Source organism: Streptomyces sp. NPDC048417, from assembly GCF_040651615.1.
In the GTDB taxonomy this organism is placed as follows: domain Bacteria; phylum Actinomycetota; class Actinomycetes; order Streptomycetales; family Streptomycetaceae; genus Streptomyces.
Genome location: NZ_JBEZKI010000027.1, coordinates 25,996 through 39,268 on the forward strand (window position 1 = coordinate 25,996; position 13,273 = coordinate 39,268).

Below are 13,273 nucleotides of genomic sequence, written 5' to 3' on the forward strand. Positions count from 1 at the left end.
ATGCGACGGAACCGACTGCTCACCTCGGCCGCGGCACTGAGCGCGGCCGCCGCACTGGGCCTGGCCGTACCCCACACGGCCGCGGCAGCCACCGAGCACCACTGTTCCTACGTGGCATCGGGCGCCCGGCCCACCCTCACGTACGGCGACACCGGCGCGGCCGTCCAGCAGGCCCAGTGCCTCAGCAACGCCTGGGGCGGCGAGCCACCCCAACTCGCCGCCAACGGGCTCTACGGCACCCTCATGCTGAAGAAGATCGAGTGGATCCAGGTCTGCCACGGCCTCCCGGAGAGCGGCGTGATCGAGGGCCGCACCTGGCAGGCCCTGTACCACCCGGCCCTGGACTGTTACGCGCCGTACCCGAGCTGACGGCCCCCCGGTCCTCACGGTTCGCGCCCCGGCCCTGGCGGCCGGAACCGAGGCACACTCCAGCCCGCCGCCCTGCTCGAACCGCTCGCCCCCTTCCCCGCCCCCCTGCCCGAACCAATCGCCCCCGCCCCTGCCCGAACCGCTCGTCCCCTTCCCCGCCCCGCCCCGTCCCGCCCCTTTCCGAACCGTTCGTCGGTGTCATCCGGTCGGCCGTTAGGGTGTTGGTTAAAGGAATCGCAAAGGGACAGCGGAACGAGATCGACGAGACAGGGGAGACAGCCTTGGGTGCTCCACGCCTGAGCAGGACGCCGTTGCCGGGAATCGGGGTCCGTTACGACCTCACCACGCGCGAGCAGCGCAGGCTGTCCGTGGTCGCGCACCGGGACGGTTCGCGGATCCTGAGCGCCTACCACCAGGACGACCCCGACGCCTGTGCCCTGTCGGTGCGGCTGTCCTCGGGTGAGACGGACGCGCTCATCGACGCGCTGATGCCGACGCACCACAGCCCGAACCTGCTCTCCACGACCGATCTGGGGCTGGTGGCCGAGCGGATCGAGCTGGGCGCGACGTCGTACTGGAACGGCCGGCTCCTCGGCGAGACCCGGATGCGTACCGAGACGGGGGTGTCCATCGTGGCCGTGCTGCGCCGCGCCGAGGCGGTCCCCTCCCCCACCCCCGGCTTCCGGCTCGCCGGCGGGGACACGCTCATCGTGATCGGCACCCAGGAGGGCGTCGACGCGGCCGCCTCCATACTCGGGCGGGAGTGAGGCCACCGTGCACGACTCCGCCGTCTTCCTGATCGAGTTCGGGGCGATCATCCTCGGCCTGGGCCTGCTCGGCCGGCTCGCCGGACGTTTCCGGTTCTCGCCCATACCCCTCTATCTGCTGGCCGGGCTCGCCTTCGGCAACGGCGGGATCTATCCGCTCGGCACCAGCGAGGAGTTCGTCGCGATCGGCGCCGAGATCGGCGTCGTCCTGCTGCTGCTCATGCTCGGCCTGGAGTACACGGCCAGCGATCTCGTCTCCAACCTCAAGACCCAGTACCCGGCGGGCCTGGTCGACGCCGCGCTCAACGCGCTGCCCGGCGCCGCCATGGCCCTGCTGCTGGGCTGGGGCCCGGTGGCGGCCGTGGTGCTGGCCGGCGTCACCTGGATCTCGTCGTCCGGCGTCATCGCCAAGGTCCTCGGCGACCTGGGGCGGCTCGGCAACCGGGAGACCCCGGTGATCCTGAGCATCCTGGTCCTCGAAGACCTGTCCATGGCCGTCTACCTGCCGATCGTCACCGCGCTGCTCGCCGGTGCCGGCCTGGCCGCGGGCAGCCTCACGCTCGCGATCGCCCTCGGGGTGGCGGGGCTGGTGCTGGTGGTGGCGGTGCGTTACGGCAGGCACATCTCCCGGTTCGTCTCCAGCGACGACTCGGAGAAGCTGCTCCTTGTGGTGCTGGGTCTGACGCTGCTGGTCGCAGGGATCGCGCAGCAGCTCCAGGTGTCCGCCGCCGTCGGCGCGTTCCTGGTGGGCATAGCGCTCTCCGGCGAGGTCGCGGAGGGCGCCCACCACCTGCTGGCTCCCCTGCGCGACCTGTTCGCCGCCGTCTTCTTCGTCTTCTTCGGCCTGCACACCGACCCGGCGAGCATTCCTCCGGTACTGCTGCCCGCGCTCGCCCTGGCCGTGGTCACCGCACTGACGAAGATCGCCACCGGCTACTGGGCCGCGAAGCGCGCCGGGATCTCCGCCAAGGGCCGCTGGCGGGCCGGCGGCACACTGGTCGCCCGAGGCGAGTTCTCCATCGTCATCGCGGGCCTCGCCGTCACCGCCGGCATCGAACCCTCCCTGGGCCCGCTGGCCACGGCCTACGTCCTGATCCTCGTCATCCTCGGCCCCCTCACCGCCCGCTACACCGAACCCCTGGCCCGCCGCCTCACCCGCGGGTCCGGGACGGCGGAGCCCCTTCCGGCCGAGGACGCGGTCCCCGTGCCGGCCGGCGCGGAGGAGCAGGACACGGTCGGCCGGGCCTGAACGGGACGGGCGCGGACCACAGGACCGCCGGGACCACCGGACCGCCGGACCGCCGGACCGCAGGACCGCCGGACCGCAGGACCGCCGGACCGCAGGACCGCCGGACCGCAGGACCGCCGGACCGCAGGACCGCCGTCAGCCGTTCCGGCTCTCCCGGGTCGGCTGGGACGAGTGCGTCGACTGGGACGGCTGGGACGGCTGCGTCGGCTGCGTCGGCTGGGACGGCTGCGTCGTCGACCACTGGAGCAGGAAGCGCAGTGCCTCGTGCGACGCGGAGCCGGGTTCCGCGGTGTAGGCGATCAGCTGCTGGTCGGGGTGGGTGTCCACCGAGAACTGGTGGACGTCGAGGGTGAGCGGGCCCGCCACGGGGTGGCGGTAGGTCTTCGCCAGCCGGCGGGGGCCGCGCACCTGGTGGGTGGCCCACCAGGTGCGGAAGTCCCGGTCCTGGGTGGTCAGTTCGGCGATCAGAGCGGTCAGCACCGGGTCCTGCGGGGTCCGGCCCGCCTCCATGCGGAGGACCGCCACGCAGTCGCGGGCCGCGCGCGGCCAGTCCGCGTACAGGGCCCGGAAGGTCTCGTCCAGGAAGGTCAGACGGATCAGGTTGCGTTCGGGCAGGGGCACCGCCGCGAAGTCGGTCAGCAGGGCGGTGGCCGCACCGTTCCAGGCCAGTACGTCCATACGGCGGTCGAGGACCATCGCCGGGACGTCGGACATGGTGGACAGGAGGTGGCGCAGGTGCGGGGCGACCTCCGGCGGGCCCGGCCGGCGGGCCGGACGCGTGGGTGCCGTCTCGGCGAGGGTGAAGAGGTGGTCCCGTTCGTCCGGGGCGAGTTGGAGGGCGTCGGCCAGGGCGTCCAGGACCGGGCGGGAGACCCTGCGGGTGCGGCCCTGCTCCAGACGGACCACGTAGTCGATGCTCACGTGCGCCAGCTGGGCGAGTTCCTCGCGGCGCAGCCCCGGTACGCGGCGCAGCCGGCCGTCGTCCGGGAGGCCCGCCCGCTGCGGGGTGAGGGCGGCGCGGCGGGCGCGCAGGAACTCGCCCAGTTCGTTGTCGGAGGCGGCGGCACCGGGGCTGCTGGTCATGGGTTCAGTGTCCGCCCGGTCGGTCGCCCCGTGCCTGGTACTGGAGTGCATAGGCAGAGTCCTCCCTGGTAGCGGCCGTTCGTGCGGGACGAATGTGGGGGGCATGAGGACTGACATCACCTTCCCCAGCGCCGGACTGAAGATCGCCGGCCATCTGTACCTTCCCGACGAGGCCGCCGCCGGACCGCGTCCCGCCGTCGTCGTCGGGCACCCCGGCACGGGGGTGAAGGAGCAGGCCGCCGGGCTGTACGCGCGGCGGCTCGCCGAGCACGGCTTCGTCACCCTGGCCTTCGACGCCGCCCACCAGGGCGAGAGCGGGGGCGAGCCACGGGGTCTGGAGGATCCCGCACAGCGGGTCGAGGACCTCAAGGCCGCCGTCTCCTTCCTCACCACCCGGGAGGAGGCCGACCCCGACCGCGTCTCGGCGCTCGGCATCTGCGCCTCCGGCGGGTACGCCCTCGCCGCCGCCGCGACCGACCGGCGGATCAGGGCCGTCGCCACCGTCAGCGCCATCGACATCGCCCGCCAGTTCCGCAACGGCGCCGACGGGGACCAGGATCCCGCCGTCCTCCAGGGCATGCTGGCGGCGGCGGCCGCGGCGCGCACCGCCGAGGCCCGGGGCGAGGGGGTGGGGAGCTTCCCGATCTTCCCCGCCACCGAGGAAGAGGCGCTGGCCGGCGGGGAGCACGTGCACGCGGGGTGGGAGTACTACCGCACGCCCCGCGCCCACCACCCCCGCTCGGCCGAGACCCTGACCTGGAACAGCGTCGACCGCATCGCGTCCTTCGACGCCTTCCGCTCCCTCGACCTGCTCGGCCCGCGCCCGCTGCTCATGATCGTCGGACGGGAGGCGGTGACCTCCTGGATGAGCGTGGAAGCCTTCCAGAAGGTCTCCGGCCCCAAGGAGCTGTTCTGGATCGACGGCGCGACCCACGTCGACCTCTACGACCGGGACGCGTACGTCGCCCCGGCGGTCGAGAAGCTGGCCGGCTTCTTCCGGTGACCCTCAGTTGTTCCAGGTCTCGTCGTACGGGTCGGCCGGCGTCGGGATCGGCTTGGCCTCGGTGACCTGGAGGAACGGGATCGGGCCGCCGTTCACCGGGTCGCGGGTCCGCCGGGCGGTGTAGGTGCCCGTCACCTGGAGCCAGGCGTCCGGCTGGAGGACCGGGGGGATCCTGCCGGTCAGGGCCACCTTCACCGGCTGGGCGTCCGCCGCGCAGCAGTTGAGCGCCATGCGGACCAGGTAGGGGGTGCCGGCGCTGTCCACGGCCACGAAGCCGGAGATGCGGACGCTGTGGCCGTCGAGCGAGCGGCCGTGGTCGTACACCGCCCGGCCCGCGTAGTCGACCAGGGCGAGCGGGATCGGGTCCCCGGTCGGCAACTTCGTGTATCCGTACGGCTGTTGCAGTGCCGTACCCGCGCGCATGGCGCTGTAGGAGCCGAGCGCGGGCGGCGCGATGAGGATCAGGGCCAGGAGGGGGAGGACCAGGAGCCAGGAGATCCGGGGTTCGGGGTGGCTGTGCTCCGTAGCGGTGGAAGCGGTGGAAGCGGTGGAAGCGGTACGACGGCGGCTGCGGCGCCACTCGTACCACGCCGTCGCCAGGGCCGAGACGATCAGGACCGCGCCCGCCGCCAGCAGCAGCGGGCGCAGGCCCGCCTTCACATAGCGCAGATAGAGGTCGGTGGCGCCCGCGTGCAGCAGGGCCGCCCCCACCAGGAACATCATCGCCGCCTGGGCCTGCCGGTTCACAGCAGCACCGCCCCGGTCAGGACCGCGCCGGCGATCGCCGCGGCGAAGGTGGCCGGGGCGAAACGCAGGGCGAAGCCGCGGCCGAAGGTGCCCGCCTGCATCGCGAAGAGTTTGAGGTCGATCATCGGGCCCACGATCAGGAACGCCAGCTTCGCGGTGAGCGAGAACTGGGTGAGGGACGCCGCCACGAAGGCGTCCGCCTCCGAGCAGATGGAGAGGAGTACCGCGAGGATCGACAGGGCGAGGATCGCGATCACCGGGTTGGCGGCGGCCGTACGCAGCCACTCCGCCGGGGCCACCGCCTTCAGGGTCGCCGCCGCCATCGCGCCGAGGACCAGGAAGCCGCCCGCGTGCACGGTGTCGTGGCGGACCGAGTCCCAGAACGCCTCCGCCCTGGTCTCGCCCTCGTGGTGCGCGTGCGCCGGCAGGCGCAGCCAGTCGGTACGGCCGAGGCGCTGCCACAGCCAGCCCATCCCGCACGCCACCAGCAGGCTGCCGGCGAACCGCGCCAGCACCATCTCGGGGTTGCGCGGGAACGCCACCGCCGTCGCCGTCAGCACGATCGGGTTGATCGCGGGGGCGGAGAGCAGGAAGGCGATGGCCGCGGCCGGGGTGACGCCTCTGCGGACCAGGGCGCCGGCCACCGGGACGGACGCGCACTCGCAGCCCGGCAGTACGGCACCGGCCAGCCCCGCGACCGGGACGGCCAGCGCGGGGCGGCCGGGCAGGGCGCGGGCGAAGAAGGACGGGGGCACGAAGACGGCGATCGCCGCCGAGAGCAGCACGCCGAGGACGAGGAACGGGAGCGCCTGGACGACCACGGCCACGAACACCGTCATCCAGCTCTGCATCACCGGCTTCGACAGGGCGCCGCGCACCGGGCCCTGGAACACCACGACCAGGAGGAGGAGCAGGGTCAGGGCCAGGGGGGAGCTGAGATGCCAGCCCTCCTGGCCGGGCGGGGTGCGGCTGCCGTCGCCGGGGGGCCCGTCCTCGGACGCGTGGCCGGGCGGGGCGGCTTCTTCGGTGATGGCCACGGGTGGGATACCTCCGGCACTTCGGTCAGATCCGGGATTATGCTCCCTGCCCTTCCCTACGGGCAGCCCGGGGCGGCTGTTCACCTCGTTGCTGGAACCATGCGTCCCGTTGAGGCAGTCTTTTCCCTTGTGGCGAGCGTTCCGTATCAAGGTGGTGGCGCCCCGGCGCCCATGGTGGTCTGTGGCGACGACGGGCTCGCGCACCGGCTGGCGGCCGAGTTGCGCATGGTCTACGGCGAGCAGGTCACCCTTGTCGTACCGCCGAACGTGCGGATCGCCAGGCCGCCGGTCGTCGGACGGGCCCGGGCCGCCTCGGCCGCGCTGCTCGACCGGGTGGTCAGCGCCGCCGTCGGACGGGCCAACGGGAACGGCAACGGCAACGGCGGTACCGGCCCGGTCGCCGGTGAAGGCCCGCGCGGGGAGCGGGTGCTGGAGGCCGTCGAGGCAACCGAGGCCGTGCTCGCCGAGGCGGGCGTCGAGCGGGCCGCCGCGCTCGCGCTCGTGTACGACGACGACGAGACCAACATCCGGGCCGCCCTCACCGCCCGCCGACTGAACCCCCGGCTGCGGCTCGTGCTGCGGCTGTACAACCGGCGGTTGGGCCAGCACATCGAGGAACTCCTCGACCAGGCTGCCGTGTTGGCGGTCGGCGACACGGACGGCGGTGCGGGCGACACGTCCACGACCGTACTCTCCGACGCCGACACCGCCGCGCCCGCTCTCGCCGCCACCGCGCTCGCCGGGACCGGGAAGGTCATCCAGACGGACGGGCTGGTACTGCGGGCCGTGGACCTGCCGCCGGGGGCCCTCGCCGGGCCGGACGCCGACCAGGGGCTGTGCACGCTGGCGCTGTTCTCGACGAACAACAACGGTCCCGAAACGGCCGAGGTCGCCGGGGAGCAGGGGCCGCGGCTGCTGCCCGACGACGCGGAGGTACGGGCCGCGGGTGAGCGTGGCGTGATGGTGCTGGAGCAGGTGTCCTCGTCCGCGGCGGCGGCGCAGGACCGGCGCCGGGTCGGGGTCGGGCTCGGGGTCGTACCGCTGCTCGTCTCGCTGTTCTCGCGGCGGCTGCGGTGGTCGCTGGCCGGGGTCGTGGGGTGTGTGGTCGCGCTCGCGGTCGCGCTGTCGGTGGTGACGGGTATTCATCCGGTACGGGCCTTCTACTACACGCTCCTCGATCTGTTCGCCATCGACGATCCCGCGATCGGGCAGTCGCTGGGGCGGCAGATCCTTCAACTGCTGTCCGGGTTGATGGGGTTGCTGTTGCTGCCGGTGTTGCTGGCGGCGGTGCTCGAGGCGCTCGGCACCTTCCGGACGGCTTCGGCTCTGCGGAAACCGCCGCGGGGGCTGAGCGGGCATGTGGTGCTGCTCGGGCTGGGGAAGATCGGGACGCGGGTGCTGACGCGGCTGCGTGAACTGCATGTTCCCGTGGTGTGCGTCGAGTCCGATCCGGACGCGCGCGGGTTGGCGGTGGCCCGGCGGCTGCGGGTGCCGGTGGTGCTCGGGGATGTCACCCAGGAGGGGGTCCTGGAGGCCGCCAAGATCCATCGGGCGCAGGCGCTGCTCGCGGTGACCAGCGCGGATACGACGAATCTGGAGGCCGTGCTGTATGCGCGGGCGGTACGGCCGGACCTGAAGGCCGTGCTGCGGCTGTACGACGACGACTTCGCGACGGCCGTGTACCGGACGCTGCGGGCCGCGCATCCGCGTGCGGTCACCCGGAGCCGGAGTGTGTCCTATCTGGCGGCGCCGTCCTTCGCGGGGGCGATGCTGGGGCGGCAGATTCTCGGGGCGATTCCGGTGGAGCGGAAGGTGTTGCTGGTGGCGGCGGTGGATGTGAGCGGGCATCCGCAGTTGGAGGGGCGGACGGTGGCGGGGGCGTTCCGGGCGGGGGCGTGGCGGGTGCTGGCGCTCGAGGGGCGGCCGGAGGTTGCCGGGGACTATCTGCTGCAGAGTGGGGACCGGGTGGTGGTCGCGGTCACTCGCAGAGGGCTGGCGGAGTTGTCCGGACGCCGGGTACCGCCCACCCACCCACCAGACTCGCTCGGTTGAGAGGTGGGGGTGGGTGGGACGGCGGTTGTCCCCGGCCGGGTGCTGAAGTCCCGCTCAGTCCGTCGGCACTGTCGCCGCAGGCGTGAGGTGGGTTTCCGCGAACTCCATCTCCAGTCTCAGTTGCTTGATCCGTTCGTCGACCACCAGGGAGCCGTGGCCCGCGTCGTAGCGGTAGACCTCGTGGGGGGCCGAGCGGGCTGCCAGGCGGGTGACGTAGTTGTCGATCTGGCCGATGGGGCAGCGGGGGTCGTTGACACCGGCCGAGATGTAGACCGGCGCCTTGACGTCGTCCACGTAGGTCAGGGGCGAACTGGCGGCGAAGCGGTCCGGGACCTCCTCCGGCGTGCCGCCCAGCAGCGTGCGGTCCATCGCCTTCAGTGACTCCATCTCGTCGTGGTACGCCGTGACGTAGTCGGCGACCGGGACGACCGCGATGCCCACCGCCCAGGAATCGGGCTGGGTGCCCAGGCCGAGCAGGGTCAGGTAGCCGCCCCAGGAGCCGCCGGTCAGGATCAGGCGGTCGGGGTCGGCCAGGCCGGACTCGATCGCCCAGTCCCGAACCGCCGCCACGTCCTCCAGCTCGATCAGGCCCACCCGGTGCTTCAGCGCGTCCGTCCAGGCGCGGCCGTAGCCTGTGGAGCCGCGGTAGTTGATGCGGACCACCGCGTAGCCGTGGTCCACCCAGGCCGCCGGGCCCGCCGCGAAGCTGTCGCTGTCGTGCCAGGTCGGGCCGCCGTGCAGGTCGAAGACGGTCGGCAACGGGCCCTGCGCTCCCGCCGGCTTCTGGATCAGCGCGTGGATTCGGCCGCCGGGGCCCTCCACCCACGCGTCCGAGACCGGCACGGACGGGGGGCACTTCATGCCCGGCGGGTCCAGGACCACCTCGCCCGTCGTCGAGCGGACCACCGGCGGCTCGGCGGCGGAGGACCAGAGGTACTCGACGGTTCCGTCGGGGCGGGCCGTGGCGCCGGAGACCGAGCCCGCCGGGGTCGGGATCGGGGTCAGCTCGTGCGTCGCCAGGTCGTAGCGGAACAGTTCGCTGCGGGCCTTGTTGCTGTGGGCGATCAGCAGCGCGCTGCCGTCCGGATACCACTCCGCGCTCACGTCGCCCGGCAGGTCGAGGGTCAGGTCCGTCTGCTCGCCGGTCACGACGTCCCAGACCAGCGGTTCCCAGCGGCCGCGCCGCTGGTGGCCGATGAGCAGTCGCGGGTCGCCGTCGACCGGGGCGAAGCCCAGCACCTCCAGGCCCAGTTCCTCCGTGCCGCCCCTGGTGTCGTCCAGCTCGGCGACCGGCGTGGCGTCCGGGCGGATCACGCGCAGCGCCGAGTGCATCGCGTCGCCGTGCTCGGTGTGCTCGATCGCGATCAGCGAGCCGTCGTGGGAGAAGTCGCCGACGCCCGCCGACTCGGCGTGGCGGTAGATCTCCAGCGGCGCCTTCCCCTCCTCGACCAGGTAGATCGTCGTACCCTCGTCGTCCGTGGAGCGGCCGACGACCGCCGTACGGCCGTCCCGGCCCAGGGCCAGGCCCGAGGGGTACGACGGCTCCAGGCCCGGCGTGGCCTCCTCGTCCGCGCCGCCGCCGAAGGGCTGGCGGCGCCAGACGCCGAACTCGTCGCCGTCCTTGTCGTCGAACCACCAGAGCCACGCGCCGTCCGGGGAGAGCAGCCCGTCCGTCGTGCCGTTCGGCCGGTTCGTCGCCTGGCGCTGCTCCCCGCTCGCACGGTCCCAGGCGTACAGCTCATACGTCCCCGTCGCGTTCGACACGAACAGGGAACGGTCGGGGGCGTCCTCCGCCCAGTCCGGAAGGGAGACCCGAGGGGCGCGGAAGCGCTTCTCCCAGTCCGGCATGTCGCTCTCACTCATGGCCGCAGTCATGGCCCCATAGTGCCCGCCCCCGCCCACAATGCGCTGGCGGGCGTCCTCAGCCTGTGGATAACTTTGCGAGCGGCCGCCCTCGCGGGGCCGACCCCACTCCCAACCCGCCGCAAAGCGCCCCGTACCGTGGACGGCGTGTACCGCTTTCTGCTGACACCCCGTTGGTGGGGCATCAACGTCTTCGTGCTGCTCGCCATCCCGTTCTGCGTCTTCATGGGGTCCTGGCAGCTGAGCCGCTTCGAGTCGCGGGTCGAGGCGCACCGCAGCGCCGACAAGCAGGTCGAGGCCGCCCGGACGGAAGCGGCCCGGCCACTGGCCGAGCTGCTCCCCGTCGACCAGTCGACCTCCGGCAAGCGGGCCACTGTCAGCGGCCGGTACGCCAAGCAGCTGCTGGTGCCCGACCGGCAGCTCGACGGCAAGAACGGCTTCTACGTCCTGACCCTGCTGCGCACCGACTCCGGCCAGGCCCTGCCCGTGGTCCGCGGCTGGCTGCCCGGCCGGGCCGACGCGGCCAAGGCGCCCGCACCGCCGGCCGGCGAGGTCACCGTCACCGGCGCGCTCCAGGCCTCCGAGACACCGGGGGACAACGGCGTCAGCGCCCAGGGCGGGCTGCCGTCGGGGCAGACGGCGGCGATCAGCGCGGCCTCGCTGGTGAACCTGGTGCCTTACCGGGTGTACGACGCGTGGATCACGCTGGAGAAGGCCGACTCGGGGATGACTGCCGTACCGGCGACCGCGCCGGACAACTCGGGGCTCGACCTGAAGGCGTTCCAGAACCTCGGCTACACCGGCGAGTGGTTCGTGTTCGCGGGGTTCGTGGTGTTCATGTGGTTCCGGCTGCTGCGCCGCGAGGTGGAGTTCGCCCGGGACGCGGCGCTCGGCCTGGTTCCGGACGAGGAGCCCCGGGCCCAGCAGCCGACCGCCGTCTGACGGACGCGGACGGCGCCGCCCCCGCGGCGCCGGTCACACCGCCGGCAGGACCCCGGTCCAGTACACCGTCCCGGCGCACGCGTTCGGCACCGTCGCGGAGCCGGTCGGGGACCCGGCCTGCGGGGTGTACGAGACCGCGACGCTGCCGTCGACCGTGCCGTCCTCGGTGAGCAGCTGGGTGGTGGTGCCGTCGGACCCGGACGTGCTCGTACCGGTGGTGGTGCTGCCGGGGTCCTCGGAGGGGCTCGGGGAGGCCGTGCTGCCGCCGGTGCCGCCGGTGTCGGTGGAGCCGCCGGTGCCGGAGCCGCTGGTCGGGCAGGTCTCCAGGGGGACGAAGCCGAACTTCTCGTCATAGGCCGCGCCCGGGTCCAGGACCAGGCCGGTCAGCTCGGTGGACGGGTCGGGGAGCCCGGCCGCCGCGTCGCCCGAGGCGTGCCGGACCGCGCTGAGCTTGGTGGCGTCGGCCGCGCCCTGCGGGAGCACGCCCACGCTGCCGGGGCCGCCGACGGTACAGCTCGTCTTCGAGACGTTCACGACGCGGAAGGTGCCGTAGACGACGCCCGTCGAGTCGGGGGCGTCGACGGCGGCGGTCGGAGTGGCGAGCTGGTCCGAGGTGCAGACCGGGGCCGTGGTGCCGGCGCTGGCCGAGGGGACGACCTTGGTGCCGCCGACGGCGCCGGTGCTCTCGTCCTTGCCGCTGCCCTTGGTGCCGCCCGGACGCTGGCTGGCGGCCTGGCCGCTGGTGCCGCCCGCGGTGCTGGAGCCGCCGTCCGGGTTCTTGCCGCCGGTGGCGCCGCCCTGGGCCTGGGAGGCCTGGCCGGCCATGGAGGTGTTGGGGTCGGTGCCGCCGGAGTTGGAGACATGCACGAGGGCGGGGATCGCGGTGCCGATGAACAGGGCGGCGGCCGCCATGCCGACGGCGGCCTGGCGCTTGCGGGCCCGGCGGGCCGGCACCGCGCGGCGCAGGTGGTCGAGGGCGCCGTCGCGCGGTGCGAGATCGTCGACCGCGGAGTGCAGCATCCGGCGCAGGGCCAGTTCGTCGCCGCCGAGCCCGTCATGGCCGGGGCCGAGCCCGTCAAAGCCCTGCCCGAGCTCCTCGGGGCCCTCTTCGTCGGGGCGGTGGTTCACAGTTCCGTTCCCAGCGTGCGATTGCGTGTGCTCTTGCTCGTGGTCCCGCGCCGGCTCTCGCCGACCGGCAGGTTCATGATCCCGCACCGGCTCTCGCCGACCGGCAGGTTCATGATCCCGCACCGGCTCTCGCCGGCCGAAAGGTTCATGATCCCGCACCGGCTCCCCCGCGCCGCGAGAGCCCTGCGGCTCCCCCGGGCCATGAGAACCGTGCGGCTCGTGACCGGCGCCGCGCGGCGCACCGTCCCGCGGTGCACCGTCCCGTGTCGGCTCGTGCCAAGCGTAGGGCTCGTGGCGATCATGTGAGTCGCCTCCCTCGGGGCTGTCGGTCATGCCGCCGACTCCATCGCCACCCGCAGCGCCGCGATGCCGCGCGAGCCGTACGCCTTCACCGAGCCCAGCGAGATGCCGAGCGTCTCGGCGACCTGGGACTCGGTCATGTCGGCGAAGTAGCGCAGCACGAGGACCTCGCGCTGGCGGCGCTGCAGGCCCTTCATCGCCTTGATCAGGTCGCGCCGCTCCAGCAGGTCGTAGGCGCCCTCCTCGGCGCTCGCCATGTCGGGCATCGGCTTGGAGAGGAGCTTGAGGCCGAGGATGCGGCGGCGCAGCGCGGAGCGGGAGAGGTTGACGACCGTCTGGCGGAGATAGGCCAGGGTCTTCTCCGGGTCGCGGACGCGTTTGCGGGCGGAGTGAACGCGGATGAACGCCTCCTGGACAACGTCCTCGCAGGAGGCGGTGTCGTCGAGGAGGAGCGCGGCCAGGCCGAGGAGCGAACGGTAGTGCGCCCGGTAGGTCTCGGTGAGGTGGTCGACGGTGGTACCGGCCGCCGCCGTCTCCTCGGCGCCGTCGCGCTGGCTGGGTATGCGGGTGGGCCGCGCTGCGGGCATGGGCGCGATCACCGGCATGCCGCCGGCCGCGCCGGGCATGCGGGGGCGCAGGCCCGCGCGGGGCGGCCGCAAGGCCGTCGCGCCGAGGGGCGCACTGAGTTCGAGTACCTCTGCCACGCCAGTTGGACACGTCTACCCCCCTCGGG

13 protein-coding genes are annotated in these 13,273 nt (G+C 73.2%); 6 read left to right on the forward strand and 7 right to left on the reverse strand.

The window, feature by feature from the left end; translation table 11 throughout:
• The 3 genes from AB0D59_RS35900 to AB0D59_RS35910 all read left to right on the forward strand — a co-directional run bounded on the left by AB0D59_RS35900 (position 1) and on the right by AB0D59_RS35910 (position 2,385).
• A complete protein-coding gene (locus AB0D59_RS35900) occupies positions 1–369 on the forward strand; it encodes a peptidoglycan-binding domain-containing protein (RefSeq protein WP_362574663.1) in 369 nt (122 codons plus the stop codon).
• Positions 370–650: 281 nt separating this feature from the next.
• Positions 651–1,136, forward strand: coding sequence for a TrkA C-terminal domain-containing protein (locus AB0D59_RS35905; RefSeq protein ID WP_362574665.1), 486 nt, complete (start codon positions 651–653; stop codon positions 1,134–1,136).
• Between the two features lie 7 nt (positions 1,137–1,143).
• Entirely contained in the window at positions 1,144–2,385 is a 1,242-nt protein-coding gene (locus tag AB0D59_RS35910; protein WP_362574667.1) for a cation:proton antiporter, read from the forward strand.
• Between the two features lie 135 nt (positions 2,386–2,520).
• Here AB0D59_RS35910 and AB0D59_RS35915 read toward each other — a convergent pair whose 3' ends face one another.
• On the reverse strand, positions 2,521–3,468 hold the full coding sequence (locus AB0D59_RS35915; protein ID WP_362574669.1) for a helix-turn-helix transcriptional regulator: 948 nt from the start codon (positions 3,466–3,468) through the stop codon (positions 2,521–2,523).
• A 103-nt stretch (positions 3,469–3,571) separates the two neighbouring features.
• Here AB0D59_RS35915 and AB0D59_RS35920 point away from each other — a divergent pair, with 103 nt between their 5' ends.
• Positions 3,572–4,471 (forward strand): alpha/beta hydrolase, encoded by a 900-nt coding sequence (locus AB0D59_RS35920; protein ID WP_362574671.1) that lies wholly within the window; start codon positions 3,572–3,574, stop codon positions 4,469–4,471.
• A 3-nt stretch (positions 4,472–4,474) separates the two neighbouring features.
• Here AB0D59_RS35920 and AB0D59_RS35925 read toward each other — a convergent pair whose 3' ends face one another.
• Both AB0D59_RS35925 and AB0D59_RS35930 read right to left on the reverse strand, forming a co-directional pair.
• Entirely contained in the window at positions 4,475–5,218 is a 744-nt protein-coding gene (locus AB0D59_RS35925; RefSeq protein WP_362574673.1) for a TIGR03943 family protein, read from the reverse strand.
• On the reverse strand, positions 5,215–6,255 hold the full coding sequence (locus AB0D59_RS35930) for a permease (protein WP_362574675.1): 1,041 nt from the start codon (positions 6,253–6,255) through the stop codon (positions 5,215–5,217). The genes AB0D59_RS35925 and AB0D59_RS35930 overlap by 4 nt, the downstream gene beginning before the upstream one ends.
• A 171-nt stretch (positions 6,256–6,426) precedes the next feature.
• Here AB0D59_RS35930 and AB0D59_RS35935 point away from each other — a divergent pair, with 171 nt between their 5' ends.
• A complete protein-coding gene (locus tag AB0D59_RS35935; RefSeq protein ID WP_362574677.1) occupies positions 6,427–8,307 on the forward strand; it encodes an NAD-binding protein in 1,881 nt (626 codons plus the stop codon).
• 54 nt (positions 8,308–8,361) lie between these two features.
• Here AB0D59_RS35935 and AB0D59_RS35940 read toward each other — a convergent pair whose 3' ends face one another.
• Positions 8,362–10,182, reverse strand: a complete 1,821-nt coding sequence (locus AB0D59_RS35940) for a prolyl oligopeptidase family serine peptidase (protein WP_362574679.1) — start codon at positions 10,180–10,182, stop codon at positions 8,362–8,364.
• Positions 10,183–10,317: 135 nt separating this feature from the next.
• Here AB0D59_RS35940 and AB0D59_RS35945 point away from each other — a divergent pair, with 135 nt between their 5' ends.
• Complete coding sequence (locus tag AB0D59_RS35945) at positions 10,318–11,112, forward strand: SURF1 family protein (RefSeq protein ID WP_362574681.1); 795 nt, start codon at positions 10,318–10,320, stop codon at positions 11,110–11,112.
• Positions 11,113–11,145: 33 nt separating this feature from the next.
• On the opposite strand, the gene AB0D59_RS35950 is transcribed toward AB0D59_RS35945, so the two are convergent.
• From AB0D59_RS35950 to AB0D59_RS35960, 3 genes are all read right to left on the reverse strand, one after another.
• On the reverse strand, positions 11,146–12,240 hold the full coding sequence (locus tag AB0D59_RS35950) for a hypothetical protein (RefSeq protein ID WP_362574683.1): 1,095 nt from the start codon (positions 12,238–12,240) through the stop codon (positions 11,146–11,148).
• Entirely contained in the window at positions 12,237–12,389 is a 153-nt protein-coding gene (locus tag AB0D59_RS35955) for a hypothetical protein (protein ID WP_362574685.1), read from the reverse strand. Before AB0D59_RS35955 ends, AB0D59_RS35950 begins: the two co-directional genes overlap by 4 nt.
• Before the next feature lie 180 nt (positions 12,390–12,569).
• Positions 12,570–13,244 carry a SigE family RNA polymerase sigma factor gene (locus AB0D59_RS35960; RefSeq protein WP_362574687.1) on the reverse strand — a complete coding sequence of 225 codons (675 nt, stop codon included), beginning with the start codon at positions 13,242–13,244 and terminating at the stop codon, positions 12,570–12,572.
• Between the last annotated feature and the right edge of the window lie 29 nt (positions 13,245–13,273).